At 66.3% G+C, this 17490-nt stretch carries 15 protein-coding genes and 1 pseudogene; 9 read left to right on the forward strand and 7 right to left on the reverse strand.

Features of this window, described 5'->3' with window-relative positions:
• Window positions 1-221 precede the first annotated feature (221 nt).
• Window positions 222-650, reverse strand: coding sequence for a response regulator (locus ACLF3G_RS25910; protein WP_430672292.1), 429 nt, complete (start codon window positions 648-650; stop codon window positions 222-224).
• A gap of 328 nt (window positions 651-978) precedes the next feature.
• Here ACLF3G_RS25910 and ACLF3G_RS25915 point away from each other — a divergent pair.
• Together ACLF3G_RS25915 and ACLF3G_RS25920 are read left to right on the forward strand one after the other, a co-directional pair.
• Window positions 979-1143: pseudogene (locus tag ACLF3G_RS25915) on the forward strand (helix-turn-helix domain-containing protein); the annotation flags it as partial.
• Window positions 1144-1166: 23 nt separating this feature from the next.
• On the forward strand, window positions 1167-2297 hold the full coding sequence (locus ACLF3G_RS25920) for a tyrosine-type recombinase/integrase (protein ID WP_430672293.1): 1131 nt from the start codon (window positions 1167-1169) through the stop codon (window positions 2295-2297).
• A 426-nt stretch (window positions 2298-2723) separates the two neighbouring features.
• Here ACLF3G_RS25920 and ACLF3G_RS25925 read toward each other — a convergent pair whose 3' ends face one another.
• The 5 genes from ACLF3G_RS25925 to ACLF3G_RS25945 form a co-directional block, all read right to left on the reverse strand.
• The gene (locus ACLF3G_RS25925; protein ID WP_430672294.1) at window positions 2724-5642 is read right to left on the reverse strand and encodes a PAS domain-containing protein; all 2919 of its coding nucleotides are present in this window, start codon (window positions 5640-5642) and stop codon (window positions 2724-2726) included.
• Between the two features lie 308 nt (window positions 5643-5950).
• On the reverse strand, window positions 5951-6823 hold the full coding sequence (locus ACLF3G_RS25930; protein ID WP_430672325.1) for an isocitrate lyase/PEP mutase family protein: 873 nt from the start codon (window positions 6821-6823) through the stop codon (window positions 5951-5953).
• A gap of 19 nt (window positions 6824-6842) precedes the next feature.
• Window positions 6843-7805, reverse strand: coding sequence for a tripartite tricarboxylate transporter substrate binding protein (locus ACLF3G_RS25935; RefSeq protein ID WP_430672295.1), 963 nt, complete (start codon window positions 7803-7805; stop codon window positions 6843-6845).
• A gap of 71 nt (window positions 7806-7876) precedes the next feature.
• Window positions 7877-8551 (reverse strand): RraA family protein, encoded by a 675-nt coding sequence (locus ACLF3G_RS25940; protein ID WP_430672296.1) that lies wholly within the window; start codon window positions 8549-8551, stop codon window positions 7877-7879.
• Between the two features lie 14 nt (window positions 8552-8565).
• Window positions 8566-9405, reverse strand: coding sequence for a Bug family tripartite tricarboxylate transporter substrate binding protein (locus ACLF3G_RS25945; RefSeq protein ID WP_430672297.1), 840 nt, complete (start codon window positions 9403-9405; stop codon window positions 8566-8568).
• Between the two features lie 277 nt (window positions 9406-9682).
• Here ACLF3G_RS25945 and ACLF3G_RS25950 point away from each other — a divergent pair, with 277 nt between their 5' ends.
• A complete protein-coding gene (locus ACLF3G_RS25950; RefSeq protein WP_430672298.1) occupies window positions 9683-10792 on the forward strand; it encodes a LacI family DNA-binding transcriptional regulator in 1110 nt (369 codons plus the stop codon).
• Between the two features lie 242 nt (window positions 10793-11034).
• Complete coding sequence (locus ACLF3G_RS25955) at window positions 11035-12012, forward strand: Bug family tripartite tricarboxylate transporter substrate binding protein (RefSeq protein WP_430672299.1); 978 nt, start codon at window positions 11035-11037, stop codon at window positions 12010-12012.
• A gap of 59 nt (window positions 12013-12071) precedes the next feature.
• Here the strand turns inward: ACLF3G_RS25955 and ACLF3G_RS25960 are convergent, their stop codons facing one another.
• Entirely contained in the window at window positions 12072-13115 is a 1044-nt protein-coding gene (locus tag ACLF3G_RS25960; protein ID WP_430672300.1) for a LacI family DNA-binding transcriptional regulator, read from the reverse strand.
• A 215-nt stretch (window positions 13116-13330) separates the two neighbouring features.
• Here ACLF3G_RS25960 and ACLF3G_RS25965 point away from each other — a divergent pair, with 215 nt between their 5' ends.
• Genes ACLF3G_RS25965 through ACLF3G_RS25985 form a run of 5 tightly spaced genes read left to right on the forward strand, consistent with a single transcriptional unit; the run spans window position 13331 to window position 17490 of the window.
• Window positions 13331-14308: an ABC transporter substrate-binding protein gene (locus tag ACLF3G_RS25965; RefSeq protein ID WP_430672301.1), complete on the forward strand. Its 978-nt coding sequence runs from the start codon at window positions 13331-13333 to the stop codon at window positions 14306-14308.
• 12 nt (window positions 14309-14320) lie between these two features.
• The gene (locus ACLF3G_RS25970; RefSeq protein ID WP_430672302.1) at window positions 14321-15073 is read left to right on the forward strand and encodes an ABC transporter permease; all 753 of its coding nucleotides are present in this window, start codon (window positions 14321-14323) and stop codon (window positions 15071-15073) included.
• On the forward strand, window positions 15070-15840 hold the full coding sequence (locus ACLF3G_RS25975) for an ABC transporter ATP-binding protein (protein ID WP_430672303.1): 771 nt from the start codon (window positions 15070-15072) through the stop codon (window positions 15838-15840). Before ACLF3G_RS25970 ends, ACLF3G_RS25975 begins: the two co-directional genes overlap by 4 nt.
• Window positions 15837-16613 (forward strand): ABC transporter permease, encoded by a 777-nt coding sequence (locus ACLF3G_RS25980; RefSeq protein WP_430672304.1) that lies wholly within the window; start codon window positions 15837-15839, stop codon window positions 16611-16613. The genes ACLF3G_RS25975 and ACLF3G_RS25980 overlap by 4 nt, the downstream gene beginning before the upstream one ends.
• Entirely contained in the window at window positions 16606-17490 is an 885-nt protein-coding gene (locus tag ACLF3G_RS25985) for an isocitrate lyase/PEP mutase family protein (protein WP_430672305.1), read from the forward strand. Before ACLF3G_RS25980 ends, ACLF3G_RS25985 begins: the two co-directional genes overlap by 8 nt.

Genomic DNA, 17490 nt, shown 5'->3' on the forward strand with positions numbered 1-17490 from the left:
CGCCGTTGGTATCCATTCAGTCCCAGTATCAGCCAGTTGACGTTGCATCCACCAGCCGGACTGTCACTTTGCCGTCTTCACGAGTTCTTTCCCGCCGATCAACGACAGGTGCCGACGCCTCGAGTAAGCGGGACCTGGACTCGCACGGTCGTGGCGCGGCTCTACCCATGCAGGTGAGGGGCAAGCCCTCGCGTAGCAACAGCGCCCTCTGCCTGAGTGCGCTACAAGCACAGGCTAGCTCGCGCCGATAGTTCCGGCGCTTGCTGCCGCGCGACGTGCAAGATGCGGGTCGGCAGCCCGACTTCGCGCACCGCTGCAACAAGTTCGTGGGGCGTGAACGGCTTGGCCACGACGCAGTCCCGCGAGCTGAGCGGCTGGCCCACGAGGCATTCCGGGTTGCCTGTTGCATAAACGACCGGCAGTCCCGGAAACCGCCGCCGGCAGGCACGGGCGACTGCCACGCCGTCAGGCCCTGGGCCAAGATTGTAGTCGGTGACCAGAAGGTCTGGTTGCCAGCCGCTGTTGTCGTCGAGGATGGCGGTAACCGCGTCCACGTCGCCGGCGTCCCTGCAGTCAAAGCCGAATTCCTCGAGTAGATCACGGACTAACATCCGGATCAGCTCCTCATCTTCGACAATCAGTACGCGCATGAAAGCCCCTCACCTTCGTGAAGCCTCCCCCGAGGCGTTCATTCGGTATGCGAGAAGAATGCGCTAAACCTCTGCGAAATTGTTTCACCAAAGCGTGACAACGCCTGGATATCGCTTCTTAGGCCGGACTGTGTCGTCTAGGCAACAAGTGCCGCGCCAGGGGCCGCTACAGCCGGATAGTTCCGTCCCGGCACCCCTGGCTATTTCGGAGAGTGGCCCAAAACCTCCGAAAGCCTGTGGCGGGTCTCCCCCTGCGCGGTGGGCAACGGGGCGGCCTGGACCACGGATGTACTGGCCGGGCCGCCTTTTCCTAAACCAAGAAGGCATGATGACGCACCCCCTCCCGCGGCCCGAATTGCTGACTGAGGCCGAGGCCGCAAAGCGGCTTGGCGTCTCGGCGGCGGCCATGCAGCGCGAGCGGAAGCGCCGTCACATCCGGCATGTCATGATCGCCGGCCGACCACGCTACACGGCGGCACACTTGGCCGAGTATCTGACCGCTCAGGAGGTTGCGCCTTGCCGCGAAGCCGACACCGACACCCCGGCCAGATCGCCGGCTATTGGCTCAGCCAAAGGCCGAACAGCGGGCAGTGGTGCCGGACCTGGTTCGACGCTGACACTCGACAGACGCGCCGAGCATCGCTCGGCACTGACGAGGTTGCAGCCGCAGAAATCGCGCTTGCCGAGTGGATCACCAAGAACGTCGCCACGGTCCGCGCCGAGCCTTGCGACATCACCCTCGCCCGCGTGTTCGTCCGCTACCGAGATCGGCACGGCAAGCACCTCGTCGGCGCCGGATCGCAGCGGATCAGCCTCGCCATGATGCTGCGCCACCTGCCGGAGGGGATCAGCGTTGGAGAATTGACCCTGGACGCGCAGAACGTCGCGGTGCGCGCCATGCCGGCGGCAGGCTACGGCAACGGTACGATCAAGCGGGCGCTGGGGGCTGCGAAGGCGGCGGTGAATTGGGCCTGGAACAACGGCGAGTTGGAGCGGCCGGTGCCGTTCCTGAAGGTTCCGGAGGGCGCAGGGCGGGAGCGCGTGCTGTCCGTGGCGGAGTTGGTCCGCCTTTGGTCGGAGGACATGCCGGACCACGTGCGGGTGTTCCTCGCGCTGCTGATCGGGACGGCGGCACGGCCGGAGGCGGCGCTACAGCTTAACCGGTTCCAATGCAACCTTGATCGCGGGACCATCAACCTGAACCCGCCGGGCCGCGTCCAGACCAAGAAGCGGCGCCCTGTACTGCCCATGGCTGCGTGGCTGCGAAGCTGGATCGAGGCGGCAGACCGGCCGCTGGTCGCCTATCGCGGCAAGCCGGTGCAGAAGATCGCCGGAGCCTTCCAAACCCTCCGGGATGCGGCCGGCTTTGGGCCAGACGTGACCGCTTACACGGTGCGGCATACCGTCGCGCCCGAGCTTATGGCGCGCGGCGTGCCGGAGTTGGAAAGTGCCTTCATCATGGGGCATCGGGGGCTTAACAGCAGAACCACGGGGAGATACCTGCATGTAGCACCCGAACGGCTCGCCAGCGCCCACAAGGCCCTGGATGCCCTCGCAAATGACATCGCCCGGGCGGCAACCCTGGCGATGGTATCAGATCCATTGCGTGTCAGTGACTCAGCGGGAGGACGGCAATCCAATCGCTAAGTCTTTGAAAACTGGAGCAGCGGTGGGAACCGGGATCCAACCTTCTCTGGACGTCGTGAGGCAAACCTATGTTTTTGCGACGTTGCAGGCCCCGGTTGGCGCAACCAGAAACGTCCACGCGGCATAGGCCAGGATAACGCCCATCGCCGCGTCTCTACCGCCCACCAGGTCCCAGCCCCGATATCCGTGCCAACGCTTCATGGTCAAATACCCAGGGCGGGAGCTGAGTGCGCTTCAAAAACTTGCCCCGATCTGCCCGTTGGGCGCGAGGGAACCGGCGTTCCTGCCGGGATGACAAGAATGACGCTGCAATCCAGATCGCCATCTCAATGTTACCAGTGGATAAAGCAGGTTAGGATGCGCCGGCGGCATCCAGCGGGCTGGAGTGCGCTGACGACGGCGCCTGGACCGAAACTCGGCGCTCGTTCAGATGCTCCCCTCCATCTCGATCGCGCAATCAAGCGGGACGGTCATCTTGCAGACCAGACCCGAGCTGTTCCAATGGAACTGAAGGGTACCGCCGAGTTGGTTCTTGATGGTCCCTTCGAGAACGCGCGTGCCGAACCCCCGGCGCGACGGGGGCGCCGTGATCGGTGGCCCGCAATGTTCTTGCCACTGCAGTGCGAGCAGGCCAGCCGCGCGGTCAACCGACCAGCCGACGGTTAGCCGGCCGCCTGGAACGGAAAGCGCTCCGTGCTTCGTCGCGTTCGTCGCCAGCTCATGGAGCGCCATTGCAAGCCCTTGCGCCGCTGCGGAGGAGACCTGGACCTCGGGACCGCCGACTGTAACCACCAGCACCTTCGTGCCGTCAGCAGGCAGCAGGAATGGCGCCAGTTCACCACGCACCAGCGTTAGTAGGTCGGCACCGGTCCACCGCCCCTCCGCAAGCAGCGTATGAGCGCGGGCCAGCGCCGTTATCCTGCCTTCGATGGCCTGCGCATAGGCCGCGCTGTCGTGGCTGGGCGTCAGGCGCACCGCCGCCTGCACGACTGCGAGGGCGTTTTTGGCCCGGTGATCGATTTCCCGAATCAGCAGACGCTGCAACTCCTCGACCGCCTTTTGCGGCGTCACGTCGAGGGCGATGCCGCGGAAGCGCAGCGCCCGGCCAGTAGCCGCCTCGCGCTCGACAGTGCCCCTTCCGGAGATCCATCGTAGTGCGCCGTCTGACGCCCGCGTGAAGCGGAACTCCGTGGCCCACTCCTTTGCCTCGCCCTTGAGCGTCGCCTCGATCCCAGCGGCTACCGCCACCCAGTCATCTAGATGGATGCCGTTGCGCCAGGTTTCCAACGTGGGCGGGACCGAGGGGTCTGTGCCGTGCAGACGGTGGCAGCTCTCTGACCAGTAAACTTCGCCGGTCTCGATCGTCCATTCCCAGGAGCCGACGCCACCAGCGTCCTGAGCCAAGCGCAAGCGTTCCTCGCTGGTCCGCAGCGCCGCGTCGGCCGCGTACTTTTCGCTGAGGTCCTGCACCACGCCGGCAAGCCGCACTCCATGGCCGGTGACCAAGTCGCGCTCTACCACAGAGCCGTGTACCACGAGCCAGTTGTAGCCCCCGTCGTCGCGCCTGAACCGGAACTCCACGTCGTAATTGTCAGGCCCACCCGGTGCCGTTGCGCCCTCAATCGTGGCCAACCTTGCGGCTCGGTCATCCGGATGGATCCGATCGCGCCACTCCGCCAGGCTGGGCAAAGCGCGGTCGGGGGTGAGCCCGCAATATATCTCGGCCGCGCGAACATCCCAGCGTGCCGAGGCGGTCGGCAGGTGACGCTCCCACACGCCGAAGCGCGCCCCGCGTAGCGCAGCGCGAAGCCGGGCAGCCCCCTCGGCCGCCTCTGTTTGCGCGGCCTTCAGGTCGGTAATGTCCAGATGAGCGCCGACCATGCGCACCGCACGTCCGGCGGCATCGCGTTCCACCTCGGCGCGCGCGGCGATCCAGCGCGTCTGCCCGTCGGGAGTGACAATGCGGTATTCCTGCGCGTAGTCGACAATGTCAGTCTCGTCTGAGACCGAGCTCAGGAACTTCTGCTCGACGCGGTCCCGGTCGTCCGGATGGAGCCGCGCGACCCAGTCGGCATGCTGCTCCGTCCTGGCCACGGCAGCGCGACCATGCAGTTCCATATATTCGGAAGATCGAAAGTTCTCGCCGCTGCGCAGGTCGATCTCGAACCCGCCGACCCGCCCGATATGCTGCACTCGGCGCAGGCGTGCCGCGCTCTCGGCCAGTTCCGCCGTTCGCTGCGCAACCCGGTCTTCGAGCACTGCGTTCGCGGTCGCGAGGTCGCGTTGGCGGCGCCGGACCATCAGGGCAAGCGCCGACATCACAAGCGTGGTCACACCGCCGGTTGCCAGCAGGGGCAGCATCGCCGTCGTCCACCGCCGGAAAATGGCCGCACGCGGTCGCGCTGCAGAGGCATAAACCGGATAGCCTGCGACACGCCGGTAAGCTGCGATGCGTTGCCCTCCGCTCTCGTCGAGGCTCGACAGCGCCACGACGAGAGCGGAGGGCTGTCCGGTCCGCATGGCCTCAAGCAAAGGGCTATTCTCGCCAAGCCGGGCTTTGATAGGAACCGGAACGGACCTTGCCAGCACTGCGCCATCCACGCGGATCAGGCTGAGGACATCCCCCTGCCGCGTCGACGCTAAGCGACGTAATGCGGTCTCCGCCTCGCTGACATAGATCGAGGCGTTGATTACGCCGTCATAAGAGCTCGACGGTAGGCCATTGCCAGTACGATCGCGCCGGCGAGAAACGGTGAAGGATGCTTCGTCGGTCACACTCGCAACATAAGCCGCACTGACATGCAGTGTTGGCGACGCAGGATTACGAAGGGCCTGATTAAACTCTCGCTGACCAAAGGAGCGACCTCGCGGCACTGGTAGCAAAATACCCGATGCAAGCGGATGGGCGTCTCGGTCGTAAACGGAAATGTAGGGCTCCCGCTGTCCATCCTGTCGCGGTCCGGCAGTGGCAGCGCGTCTGAGCATCTCGTGCAGCTCGGGTTCCCGGGCTGTGATCTGCTCATCACTAAGGCCGGCGAGAGCGTTACCTGCGCGTTCAATACGAAGCACTAAGCCGTCGAACACCCGTAGCGCGTACTCAGCCGAGGCATCAGCGGCGTGGGCGATTTCCAGTTCGGCTTCCCGCCAGGATTGCCGCCAAGACAACCAACCAGCGGCAGCCGTCATGAGCATCGGCAGGATTACCGCGGCAGGCAGCACCAGGCGGATGGAGAGCGGGTGGCGGACCTGCTTAGACAATGCGGCTTGGCCACCTTGCAGGTTGACCTCCCGCGACTGAGAGGCGGGCGGCCCGGAGACTGGATTCATTTTGAAGGCATTTTGCATACGCGGCTGAATGAGGCTTGTTGCACCTAATCATTCCCGTAGGGCACTACCATGCTCTTCTGGTGCTGCGAAGGTTACCTGGCCAGGTCATGTCGGTTCGGCAGCCACGCGCGAACACGTTGATTCGCAGGTTGCATTGATACAGAGCGGACAATACAGAGAATTGGCGGAGCGAGAGGGACCCGGATCGAACGATCTCTGGGTAGTGAGGGCAGAGATCAATCCTGAATGCACCATTGCAGGTAGAATTCCTATACGAGAGCCTCTAAATGCGGGCCTGTGCACGACCGAGGCGCTGTCCTCCCAGATTAACGCGCCACCAAGAACCGTTTCGCATTTGCCTCATATTCGCCATAGCCAAGCGTCTCGCTAATCTCCTTTGGAGCAAGGGCATTCGGCGCCGCGGACTCACCGGCGGCAATGGCCGCCAAGCCCGCTTTCATCCCCGCGATCGCCGGCGATAGCGTGCCGGTGGGGAAGGTGCCGATCTTCAGGCCGAGTTCCGCCGCCCGCCTCTGCGTCGGCGTTTCGCGTGGGGCGCCCGGTGACAGCACGGCGAAATGCGGTCGTCCCTTCGATGCCGCGACAGCCAGCCGAACCTCATCCTCGTCCTTTGGGCTGTCGAGGAACAGGATGTCGGCGCCCTCCTGAACGTACATCGTGATCCGAGCGATGGCTTCTTCGATCCCCGCCGTCGGGCGGCAATCTGTCCGCGCCATGACCAGGATGCCGCTGTCCTTCGCCGCCTCGACAGCGGCCCGAATCTTCATCCGCACCTCCTCTCGCGGCATGCAGGGCTTGCCGTCGGAGGTCAGGGCGCGCGGTGTGATCTTGTCTTCAATCAGCACGGCGGCGGCGCCGGCCCGGCCATAGGCGCGCACCGTGCGCTGTACGTTCATGGCATTGCCATAGCCATGGTCGCCATCGGCCAGGACCAGCAGATCTGGCGCGGCGCCCCGCACCATCTCCAGGCTGTTCAGCATCTCAGCGAAAGAAATCAGGTCCAGGTCGGGCCCACCCAGACGGCTCGCCGCCACGCAGGAGCCGGAGACAAAGGCCGTCTTGAACCCGGCGGCAAAAGTCAGCCTGGCGGTCAGGCCATCCCAGACGGCCGGCATCGCGACGAAGCCCGGCTGGGCAAGCAGGGCACGCATTCTCTCGGGTGGAGTCATGAACGTCATCTCCAGCAAGGTTGGCCGATTACTCACGCCAGGGTTTGCGCGCCCACAGCGCGCGCAGGCGAGCATCCTCATCCAGGAAGAGCTTCTCCTGGTCGGCGGCGCTCATCGGCCGGCGTGGCATGTTGAGGCGCTCAGCATCGGCCATCCAAGCCGGATCAGCATTCGCATCGGCAATGGCGGCCCGCAGCGTGTCCCGGGTCTGCGACGGAAGGTTAGCTGGCGCGACAAGACCGCGCGTGGAACCGCCGAGCACGGCGAAGCCCTGCTCGCGAAAGGTCGGTACCTGGCCTGCCACGGGCCAGCGCTCGGGCCCGCCCTGTGCCAGGGCGCGCATCTGGCCATCACGCATCAGCGCCAAGCCTTCGCTCATGTTCAGGGAGCCGACGTCGACGCTGCCCGACAGCAGATTGGTGATGATGGGCGGCGTGCCGTTGAAGGGCACATGCAGATACTCGGTGTTCGTCGCTTCCTGAAGCGAGAGCTGCAGCATGTGATCATCGCTGCCCACGCCGGCGGTGCCGATGGTCACCTGCGCCGGACGCGCACGTGCGGCCGTGACGAGGTCGGCGATGGTGCGGAGCGGACTGTCCGCTCGGACCCAGAGGCCGCAGGGATCGTCGATGACGTTACCGAGGAAGGTGAAGTCCTGCACGCGATAGCGGACCGTGCGCTCAATCGGCACAGTGATGGAATTGGGAGCCTGTGCGGCGCCGACCGTGAAACCATCGGGAGCTGCCTGCGCGATACCCTCGAAAGCCTGCTGGCCGCCAGCGGCCGGACGGTTGATGACGACGAAATTGGCGCCAGGCAGGCGACGCTGGACGAAGGGCAGGAAGGTTCGGGCCAGCATGTCCATCCCGCCGCCGGCCGGCCCAGGGACGAAGACCTGAATGGGTCGGTCAGCCGGCCAAGCGGCAAGCGCCATCCGCGGCATGCCGAAGGTCGTGGCCGCGGCCACCCCAAGCATCATTCGTCGTTTCATCGTTGTTTCCTCCCTGGAATCTCAAGCCGCGGAACGCCCGGCCTGCGATGCAAGATCACGCAGTGCGAAATCTAGTTCCGCGTCACGTTTTTGCCGGTTAACAGCTTGCCGACCCAGCCGCGATCGGCGCGATCCTCGTCGATGCTGCGGATCGTGTCGTGCTCCATGCGTGAATGTGCCTCCGCGGCCGTCACCACGCTCACGGCATCCGCGTGCGGGATCACCACGATGCCGTCCTCGTCGGCGGCGATGAGGTCGCCCGGCATCACGACGAGACCCCCGCAGGAAACCGGGTAGCCAATTTCCCCGGGGCCATCCTTGTAGGGACCAGCCGGCGTCACGCTGCGGGCCCAGACTCCGAGGTGCAGCTTCGCCAGGCCCACGATGTCGCGCACGGCACCGTCGATGATGATCGCGGCGATACCGCGCTTCGCGGCGTGGCGCGCCATGATGCCGCCCATGATCGCGGTGCCGAAGTCGCCGCCCGCGTCGCACACCACCACGTCGCCCGGCTGCGCCAGGTCCAGTGCCTCATGCAGCATCAGATTATCGCCAGCCCTGGCGCGTACTGTGTAGGCAGGACCGGCAAGCGCCCGTCGTCCGCCATAGGCCTTGAAGCCGCCACGCATCGCCTGCATGCGGTTCACGACATCGCCGATATTGGCGACGGGTACCGCGGCGGCGCGTTCTGCCAATGCGGCATCGACGCGCTTGAAGTCCGCCTTGATCCTGAATCCGACTGTCACTGTCTTCTTCCCATCTATTCGGCTGTGATGCGCGCGTTGCGCACGATCGTTGTCCACTGAGCAATCTCGGCGCGCACGAAGTTGGCGAATTCCTCTGGGCCGGCATGAAATGGCTCATTGCCGAGCGGTGCCAGGCGTTGGATCGTCTGCGGATCCTCCAAGGCGATCCGCGCGCCATCGTTCAGCCGCATGATGATCGGCGCCGGCGTGCCGGCCGGCGCGAACAGGCCGCTCCAGGTGGACATCTCGAAGCCCGGCAGGGTCTCGGCGACGGCGGGAACATCCGGCATGCCTGGCCGGCGAGTGGGTGCGCAGGTTCCCAACAGCCGCAATTGTCCCTGACGGACAAGCGGCAGCGCTGAGGTCGAGGTGTCGAACATCAGTTGGATGTCATTCGACAGCAGCGCCGCGGTGGCGGGTGAGGTGCTGCGGAATGGCACCATTAGGATGTCCACGCTCGCCGCGGCTTTGAACATCTCGCCGGCCAGATGGGTCGATGTGCCGTTGCCGCCATGGCCATAAGCCAGGGCGCCCGGCCGCGCCTTGGCCAGCGCGACGAGTTCGGCCACGTTGCGGGCCGGCACGTCCGGATGCGTGACGAGAACGTTGAAGCCAGTGGAGACGCGCGTCACCGGCGCGAAGTCGCGCAACGGGTCGTAGCTCAGCCTTGCGCCGTACATCGGCACATTGACGGCATGGGTTGTCACCGAACCCATCAGGATCGTGTAGCCGTCCGGCGCGGCGCGGGCCACTGCCTCCGTGCCAATGATACCGGAAGCGCCGGCGCGATTTTCCACCACCAGGGCCTGGCCGAGTTCCGTTTGCATCCGAGCCGCCATGATGCGAGCCAGCACGTCGGTCGCACCGCCCGGGGCGAAGGGCACGACCATGCGGATCGCCCTGGTCGGCCAGGCCGACTGGGCCTGTACTGGCTGCGCCAAGCCCGCAAGGGCAAGGGCGGAGAGGTGACGACGCGTGACCTTCATGTCCGCATTCTCCCTATGGGCACAGCGGCTCCGTGGCCACTGGCATCCTGTTTAGATCCATTGAATATTGGATCGATCTAACACGCAAGTGGCGAACCTTATAATCACAGTTTTCATGCAACGGCTTTGTCGTTAGACCTGTCCAATGGCGGACCGTATCACCCTGATTGACGTTGCCCAGCACGCCGGTGTGTCACGGGCCACCGTGTCCTTGGTCCTGCGTGACAGCCCGCTGATCGCGTCGGCGACCAAGGCGCGCGTGCGGCGATCACTTAAAGCCCTGGGCTACCTCTACAATCGTGGTGCGGCGACGATGCGCGCCAGCGGGACGAAGACCATCGGCCTGCTGGTCAACCAAATCGATAACCCGTTTTTCGCCGAGCTCACTGATGGCATCAGCGCAGCGCTCGATGCCGCAGGCTACATCGCCTTTCTGTCGGTCGTTCAGGATTCCGTGGAGCGGCAGCAGCGGGCGATCCTGCGACTGCGCGAACATCGCGTGGACGGATTGATCCTGTGTCCTGCCGTCGGCACTGAGCCGGAGCAGATCGCGCAGCTCGGCAAGTTTGGCCTGCCTGTCGTGCAGACTATGCGCATGGTCCCAGGCAGCGTGGGCGACTACGCTGGCCCGGACAATGAACCCGGAACCGCACTGCTCGCCGAGCATCTGATCGGGCTCGGCCATCGCAGCTTTGCCTATGCTGGCGGAGTCGCGCCGCATTCGGGAAATCGGGAGCGTGTCGCCGGCGTGGTGGGCGCGTTGCGACGCCATGGCCTCGCACCCTTGGAAATCCTGCGCACCGAGGGCACCCGCGTCGGAGGCATGGAGGCCGCGGCGCAGATCGACGCGATGGATCGGCGGCCGACGGCTCTCATTTGCGGCAATGACATCGTGGCATTGGGCGCCATATTGGGACTGCAGCAGCGCGGCGTGGTGATCGGCCGCGACATCGCTGTCACCGGAATTGGCAATGTACCCGAAGCCGCGATCTGCCAACCCGGCCTGACTACCCTGGCGACCAACCCGCGCATCGTCGGACAGGAGGCGGTGCGATTGCTGCTCCGCCGTATCGTCAATCCTGCGGTGGCCGCGGAGGCGGTGGCGGTGCCCGTGCGACTGGTGGTGCGGGCATCCTGCGGCGCGGTGACGAAAGCCAGTCGATCAGTAGCTCCGGATACGTCTCGCGATCAGCGTCATGGTGCCGACAACCTCGAAGTTGACGAGGCACATGATGATCGAGAAGGGATGGGATGATCGGCACGATGAAGCCCCAGCCGGCGCGAAGGGCGGCTACAGCGTCAATCAGTTCGTGATGTCGTTACGATGAGGATCAAGTACCAGAACGGGCCACACCCCGCGCTCGGCCGGTACCGCTGCACCTCATCCGGTGACCTCAGGGACGGCTTCGCGTCCCGGGAACGCGGCCGTGAACTTGGCTGCTCTTCCACCGGCCGCCTTCAAGTGTAGCGTGAGCGCCATAGACACGTGAGGCGAGCATGACCCTACTTCGACGCAACCTGCTCTTCGCCAGTTCACTTGCTGGTTTGGCTACCCCTCGACTTGCTCGTTCCCAAGGCGGTGCATCCACCAGCGCTATTCGTCTGGTGGTCCCTTGGCCGGTGGGTGGCAGCACGGACCTGATCGCACGCAGCTTTCAGCCTCAACTGCAGCAGGTTTTGGGCCGCACGGTTACAATCGAGAACCGGCCGGGCTTGGCAGGGGCTGCTGGCGCGCAGGAGGTGTCTCGCGCTTCACCAGACGGATCGACCTGGCTTCTCGCGTTCGATACGGAAGCCACAAACCAGACAACGATGCGACTTCCTTATCGGACCCTTGAGGCCCTCAGCCCGATCACCCTGGTGGCAACGGGGCCACTGGCTCTCGTAGCGCATCAGTTTGCACCCTATGCGGCTTATGCAGATGTGGCTCGGGAAGCCAGGCGGAACCCAAACACAGTGCGCTTTGCAACCAGTGGCGTGGGCGGCGTTGCCCATGTCGCGGCGACACTGCTTCAGCAGGCCGGGGGCTACAGAATGAACCACGAGCCCTACCCAGGCGGAGGCCCTGCCGCACAGGCCACAGTGGCCGGGCGTGTCCCCCTACTGTTTTCCAATGTGGTCGCGATACGAGAACATGTTCGATCCGGGGCTTTGCGGCCACTTGGTGTGACAACCCGCGATGAGACTCGCCACCTTCCGGGTGCGCGGCCGTTCGCACGGCAGGGCGCCGGCGATTTCGAAGCGGTGACTTGGTGGGCTTTTTTGGGCGTGGCTGGCACACCCGAGCCGCTCTTACGCGAAATGGGCGATGCCATGATGCGTGTACTGGGCGAGCCCGGCGTCAAGTCCAGGATCGAAGATCTGGGTGCTGACGTGATCGCAGCGCCTGCCGACGAATGCGCAGCCTTCCTCCAGGCCGAGATTGAGAAATGGGGGCGAGTGATCCGCGACAACAACATTCGCGTGGATGGATGATTGGGTGGACCAGCGGAGACTCGCCGCCAGGAGACGCGCTCCTGCCACGCTCGGGCCGCCTATGATGCCCTGCTGGGCGGTTGAACAGAGCCTCGAACTACCAATCGCCCGCGCAGCATCACCACCTCATCTGGAAGGTCGGCACGAGCGATGCGGGCCAGCAGCAGGCCGAGGCCGCGATCCACCATCTCCGCGATGGGCTGTGCCACCGTGGTCAGGTCATAGGGCGGGCGGGCGGCGGCCTGGATGTCGTCGAAGCCGACCACGCTGATCGCCCCGGGCACCGGAAGGCCGGCCATCCGGAAGCCATCAATGGCGCCCATCGCCATGGCGTCGTTGATGGCGAAGACGGCGGTCGGACGGCCTGGCGACGGCAGCGCACTGATCAGCGCCGCAGCCGCATAGCCCCCTTCATAGGTCGAGCCGCCCTCGAAGGTCGCGGGCGGCGCCGCGCCGGATTCGGCAAGGGCATCGAGAAAGCCTCGCTCCCGGTCCAGGCTGGTCGAGGTGCCGGCGCGGCCGCGGATCACGGCAAAGCGGCGATGCCCCTGTCGCCACAGAAAATGCCCCACCTCCTGCCCGCCCGCCGCGTTGTCGCAGGCCACCGCGCTGGCGTGCAGCCGCGGCACGCGGTTGACCATCACCACCGGCACGCCGCGCCCGGCGCATATGGCGGCGGCGCGGGATGACAGCTCGGCCGAGGTGATCAGCGCGCCATCGACGCGGTACTGCACCAGGGCCTCGGCGGTGGCGTCCTCGATCGGGCCATGGCCGACATGCAGCAGCAGCAGCCGGATGCCGCGGCGGGCGGCCTGGGCAACGATGTCCTGCAGCAGTTCCGGATAGAACGGATTGGCGACATCGCCGAGCACGAGCCCGATGAGCCCGCTGCGCCCGCCTGACAGCGTGCGTGCCAGTGCGTCGGGCATATATCCGGCCTCGGCTGCAAGCGCGGCTATGCGCTGGCGCGTCTCGGGCGAGATGCGGGCGTCGCCCTTCAGCGCGCGGGAGATGGTGGAGGTCGAGACGCCCGCGGCGCGTGCGAGGGACAGCAGGGTCGGTCGCGGAAGCGTGGCGTCGGGACCGCGCGGCAGTTTCAGCATGCGGCCCTGTCTAACGGGCGCGACCGGCGTGCGCAAACGATGTCTCCATTCATCGCCTCCAGGGCCGATCCATCGGGCCGATCCCGTGCCATACGCTTTATGCCAACGCTTGCACAAAAGCCTCGACCCGGCCGCGCCTGTCGCGCTAGCTTCCGCGCAACATCGATCCGGGAAACCAGCCCGGGCCGTCCCGGAACGACACAAGGGAGACACACATGTCCACATCGCGCCTCACGCGTCGCGGCGTCATGGCGGCCGGCGCCGCCACCCTCGGCGGCTTCGCCTTGTCCCGCCCGGCGCTCGCGCAGGCCCGGCCGATGCGTATTGGCGGCACGCCGAATTACGGGCCGGTGCTGCCGGTGATCGCCGCCGAGCGGCTCGGCCTGTTCGCCAAGGCCGGCGTCGCCGTGGAATTCACCGGCTATGCCGGCGGCTCCGCCTCGATGGAGGGCATGGCGGCCGGCGAGGCCGACCTGATCAATTTCTTCCCGCCTGGCGCCGCGCTCGCCCGCGCCCGCGGGGTGCGCAGCACCATCGTCTCCGCCGGTACGCTGACGCCGCGCGGCTGGAAGGTCATGGTCGCGAAATCCAGCCCGGTGACGGAAATGCGCCAGCTTGCCGGCAAGAAGATCGGCATCACCGCGAATGGCTCGACCACCGACTTCTTCGCGCTCTGGGTCGGCCAGCAGGCAGGCGGCACGGTGGCACGGATCCCGCTGGGCGGCGGTGGGCTGATCCCCTCGCTGATCGCCGGCAATGTCGACGCCATCGTCGCCTATCCGCCGCTGTCCTATCAGCTGGAATCCAGCGGCGACGGCCGAGTGCTGGTCGATCTCGGCACCGCCATGCAGCCCAACCTGCCGGATGTCTGGATCGCGTCGGAGAAGGTAGTGGCGGAGCGGCCGGACGATGTGCGGCGCGCCCTGGTCGGGCTGTATTCCGCGATCCGCCACATGAAGCGCAATCCGGAATGGGCGATCCGGTTCATCCAGGACCAGAACCGCTTCACGCCGGAGATCGCCAGGCTGGAATTCGAGAACACCATCATGGGCCTTTCCGACGACGGCGAACTGCGGGAGGAATGGGTGGAGGCCTCGCTTGGCCTCGGCCGCCTTGCCGGGCTGCAGAACCTGCCGGCGGCGAAGGACATGTTCACCACGCGCTTCGTCCCGGTGACGCCGATCGACGCCTGATCGGCCGACACGATGCAGGGCAAGGTCAGGATCATCCAGCTGGCGGTGGTCGGCGGTCTGCTGCTGGCGTGGGAGTTGTCGAGCCGGACCGGCTTCGTCGATGCGCGCCTGCTGCCGTCACCCTCGGTCGTGGTGCCGACGGCGCTGGCGCTGCTCGGCGAGCCGGGTTTCCAGCGGCACCTTTTCACTACCATCTGGCAGGTGCTGACGGCGATCGCGATCGCCACGCCACTCGGCGCGCTGATCGGCGTGGTGCTGGCCGAGAGCCCCTATCTCGGCCGAGCCTTCCAGCCCTTTTTCAACTTCATCGCGGCGGTGCCGAAATCGGTCTTCCTGCCGGTCTTCATCCTGCTGTTCGGCACCGGCTTCGACCAGAAGGTCGCCTTCGGCGTGTTCCAGGCGATCTTCGTCATCGTCATCACCACCGGCGCCGCGGTCACCGCCGTGCCCTCCGACCTGCTGCGCCTGGCGCGCGCCTATGGCGCGAGCCGCTGGCAGACTTGGTCCGAGGTGCATTGGCACGCGATGCTGCCGGTCCTGCTCGAAGGGCTTCGCCTTGGCATGATCTTTAACATCACCGGCGTGATCTTCGCCGAAATGTATGTGGCGCGCCTCGGCCTCGGCCAACGGCTGGCGACCTGGGGGCAGTCCTTCCAGATGCCGGAGCTGTATGCCGGCATCCTGATCGCCGCGGCGCTGAGCATCGCGGTGAATGAATCGCTGCGCTTGGTGGAACGTCGCGTCGGCGTCTGGCGCACCGCATGAGCCGCGAACCGGAAATCCGCATCGACGGGCTGAGCCACAGCTACGATGCCCGCGAAGGCCCGCTGCTGGCCTTGCAGGATATCGCGCTGGAGGTGCCGCGCGGCCGCTTCGTCGGCCTGGTCGGACCCTCGGGCTGCGGCAAATCGTCGCTGCTGATGATGCTGGCCGGGCTGGTCACGCCGAGCCAGGGGCGCATCACCGTGGCTGGCCAGCCGGTTGCCGGCCCGGCGCCGGAACGCATCGGCGTGGTCTTCCAGGACCCCAGCCTGCTGCCCTGGCGCAGCGCGCTCGACAATGTCGCCTTTCCGCTGAAGCTGCGCGGCATGGCGCGGGCGGAGCGCGAGGCGCGGGCCGCCGAGCTGCTCGAACTGGTCGGGCTGCGCGGCTTCGAGACCCGCTACCCGCACGAGTTGTCCGGCGGCATGAAGCAGCGCGTCGCCATCGCCCGAGGGTTCTGCCAGGACCCGCCGGTGCTGCTGATGGACGAGCCCTTCGCGGCGCTCGACGAACAGACCCGCATGACGCTGGGCGACGAATTACTGCGCATCTGGGATGCGCATCGCAAGACCGTCGTCTTCGTCACCCATGGCCTGACCGAGGCGGTGTACCTTTGCGACGAGGTTGTGGTGTTGTCGGGACGCCCCGGTCGTATCCTGGAGCGGGTGGAGATCGACCTGCCGCGCCCCCGCACCTGGGAGGTGATGGCCAGCGAACGCTTCGGCCAGTTGCGCGAACGCATCTGGCGACTGATCCGGACGCAGCCATGACGCCGCCGATCGGCCCGGTCGCTCTGCGCTGGATCGTGCTAGGCGCCATCCTGCTGCTGTGGGAGGCGGCGCCGCGGCTAGGCTGGGTGCCGCCAGTGATCCTGGCGACGCCGAGTGCCACGCTGCTGGCGGGCCTGGCCGATCCCGGTACCTTCGCCCGCGCGCTGCTGTTCACGCTGACCGAGATCGCCGCCGCACTGGGGCTGGCCTATGGGCTGGGCGGGCTGGCCGGGGTGGTCATTGGCACCTCGCCGCTGCTGCGGCAGGCACTGCTGCCGCTGGTCTCCTCGGTCTATGCGATTCCCTTCGTGGTGATCTACCCGGTGATGACGGCCTGGCTCGGCATCGGCCCCAGCAGCAAGATATGGTTCGCCGGATTCTACGGGTTCTTCCCCGTGCTGCTGTCGGTTGCGGCCGGCGTGCAATTGGTGGACCGCAACCTGGTGCTGATGGCCCGCTCGGCGGGTGCCAGTCCCCGGCAGATGGCGCTGGAGGTGCTGCTGCCGGCGGCGCTGCCGGCCATCATCTCCGGGCTGCGGATCGGTGGCGCCTTGACGACCATTGGCGTGGTGGTGGCGGAGATGCTGGCGGCGACCGACGGCATCGGATTCCTGATCACCCAGAACCGCACCATGTTCCGCACGCCGGAGGTGTATTTCGGGATCCTACTGGTGCTGCTGCTGGCCGGGACGCTGGATACGGCCATTGGTCGGCTGGAGCGCCGCACGGCGCGCTGGCGGCCACTTCGCGAAGGAGAGATGCGACATGATTAGCCCGGGATCGCGGCTGCGCGCCTTGCTGGCCACCGCGAAGCCGCTGGTGGTGCCGGGTGGCGGCTCGCCGCTCGACCTGGTGCTGGCCGAGCAGGCCGGCTTCGAGGCCGGCTATATCAGCGGCTACGCCACATCGGCGCAGCGCTTCGCGTTGCCCGATATCGGCCAGATCGCCTTTGGCGAAATCATGGACATGGCGCGCGCTTGCACCGCCGTGGTGGGGATTCCGCTGATCGTCGATGCCGATACCGGCTATGGCGACGTCACCAACATGGCGCGAACCGTCCGCGGGCTGGAGGCGGCCGGCGTGGCGGCGATCCAAATCGAGGATCAGGTCTGGCCGAAGAAATGCGGCCACATGGACGGCCGCGTGGTTGAACCGCGCGATGTTGCGCTTCGCAAGCTGGCCGCCGCGCTCGCCGCCCGCCGCGACCCTGACACCGTCATCATCGCCCGCACGGATTCGCGCGACCCGCATGGCCTGGATGAGGCGTTGGAACGCTGCCGCCTGTTCAAGCGCGAGGGCGCGGACGTGGTCTTCGTCGATGGTCCGACCTCGACCGAGGAGTTGCGCATCATCGCCCGCGAGTTGCCCGGGCCGACCATGGCGAACATGTCGGAATCCGGGAAGACCCCGCTGCATACGGCGGAGGAGTTGGGCGCCATGGGCTTCGGGATCGTGATCTTCCCCTCATCCCTGGCACGCATCACCCTGGCCACCGCGCGGGGCTTCCTAGCGGAGCTGCGCAGCAAGGGCGACAGCCGCGGCTGGCTCGACCGCATGGCAACGCTCGAGGACACCAACCAAGCGCTCGGCCTGGACCGCATCCGTGGCTTCGAGGCGGCCATTTTGGAGCGCCCCGGCCATGGCGCCTGA

Origin of the sequence: Falsiroseomonas sp. HC035, assembly GCF_050563525.1 — a bacterium.
Classification (GTDB): domain Bacteria; phylum Pseudomonadota; class Alphaproteobacteria; order Acetobacterales; family Acetobacteraceae; genus Falsiroseomonas.

Coding starts and splice junctions, on each gene's coding strand:
- ACLF3G_RS25975 (WP_430672303.1), top strand. CDS start 15,070: ATGAGCCGCGAACCGGAAATCCGCATCGACGGGCTGAGCCACAGCTAC.
- ACLF3G_RS25955 (WP_430672299.1), top strand. CDS start 11,035: ATGACCCTACTTCGACGCAACCTGCTCTTCGCCAGTTCACTTGCTGGT.
- ACLF3G_RS25935 (WP_430672295.1), bottom strand. CDS start 7,805: ATGAAACGACGAATGATGCTTGGGGTGGCCGCGGCCACGACCTTCGGC.
- ACLF3G_RS25980 (WP_430672304.1), top strand. CDS start 15,837: ATGACGCCGCCGATCGGCCCGGTCGCTCTGCGCTGGATCGTGCTAGGC.
- ACLF3G_RS25970 (WP_430672302.1), top strand. CDS start 14,321: ATGCAGGGCAAGGTCAGGATCATCCAGCTGGCGGTGGTCGGCGGTCTG.
- ACLF3G_RS25950 (WP_430672298.1), top strand. CDS start 9,683: ATGGCGGACCGTATCACCCTGATTGACGTTGCCCAGCACGCCGGTGTG.
- ACLF3G_RS25960 (WP_430672300.1), bottom strand. CDS start 13,115: ATGCTGAAACTGCCGCGCGGTCCCGACGCCACGCTTCCGCGACCGACC.
- ACLF3G_RS25965 (WP_430672301.1), top strand. CDS start 13,331: ATGTCCACATCGCGCCTCACGCGTCGCGGCGTCATGGCGGCCGGCGCC.
- ACLF3G_RS25910 (WP_430672292.1), bottom strand. CDS start 650: ATGCGCGTACTGATTGTCGAAGATGAGGAGCTGATCCGGATGTTAGTC.
- ACLF3G_RS25925 (WP_430672294.1), bottom strand. CDS start 5,642: ATGCAAAATGCCTTCAAAATGAATCCAGTCTCCGGGCCGCCCGCCTCT.
- ACLF3G_RS25930 (WP_430672325.1), bottom strand. CDS start 6,823: ATGACGTTCATGACTCCACCCGAGAGAATGCGTGCCCTGCTTGCCCAG.
- ACLF3G_RS25985 (WP_430672305.1), top strand. CDS start 16,606: ATGATTAGCCCGGGATCGCGGCTGCGCGCCTTGCTGGCCACCGCGAAG.